The 883-nt window shown below is 74.6% G+C and carries 1 protein-coding gene; it reads right to left on the reverse strand.

Annotated elements, in window-relative coordinates; translation table 11 throughout:
* Positions 1 to 742, reverse strand: a 742-nt coding sequence (locus EF903_RS33130) for a TIGR03936 family radical SAM-associated protein (protein WP_260616250.1), incomplete at its 3' end; no start/stop codon positions are given.
* Positions 743 to 883: the final 141 nt, after the last annotated feature.

An 883-nucleotide genomic window follows, 5' to 3' on the forward strand; every position in this document is an offset into this window, starting at 1 on the left:
CGGCGGCCGTGGGTGGAGCGGCCGTGTCGGCCTCGCGGTCGGGCGCGAGCGGGTCGGTCACCGTGCCGGACTCCTCGTCGAAGAGCCCCTGCGCCAGCCTGGTCACCGCTGCGGGGACCGGCGGCGCCAGGTCGGCCACAGCTCGGAGACCGGACAGGACGTCGTCGGGTCGAACGGCAGGTGTCAGATGCCGAACAACCAGCCGCAGTATCGCACAGGCACTGTCCGGCGTCCTATCAGCCGGCGAAGGAAGAACCTCCAGCGCGGCGACGGCCCCGCGGGTGTCGAAGGTGCGGATGCCGTTCTTGGTGCGGCGCTGCACCTCCACCCGCTCGGCGGCGAGGAAGGCCTCGGCCGCGCGCGCCGCCTCGACGGGGTCGACCCCGTCGAGCCGCAGCTCCCAGACGGAGGCGGTCAGGCGGTCCGCGAGGCCGGAGGTGCGGGCCTCGACGGCGTCGGTGATGTCGAGGCCGACCGGCATCGACTCGTCGAGCAGTTCGCGGAGCTTCTCCGGATCGCGGGGCTCCGTGAGCGCGATCTCCAGGTACTCGGCCTCGCTGCCGGTACCGGTCGGCGCGGCGTTCGCGTAGGAGACGCGGGGGTGGGGGGTGAAGCCGGCCGAGTACGCCATCGGCACCTCGGCGCGGCGCAGGGCGCGCTCGAACGCGCGCTGGAAGTCGCGGTGGCTGGTGAACCGGAGGCGGCCGCGCTTGGTGTAGCGCAGTCTGATGCGCTGTACCACCGGTGCGGGGGGCGGGCCTTCGGGCTGTCGCTTGCCCAGGGGTTCTTCTCCTTGTGCGGGGCTCCGCGGCTCGCGCGTCGCCCTGAGGTCCGGGGGACTGCCGGCCGTGCCCCGCGCCCCGGCTCGCCCCCGCCTCGGGGG

The sequence above is a fragment of the Streptomyces sp. WAC05292 genome (genome assembly GCF_003949955.1).
Taxonomy (GTDB): domain Bacteria; phylum Actinomycetota; class Actinomycetes; order Streptomycetales; family Streptomycetaceae; genus Streptomyces; species Streptomyces globosus.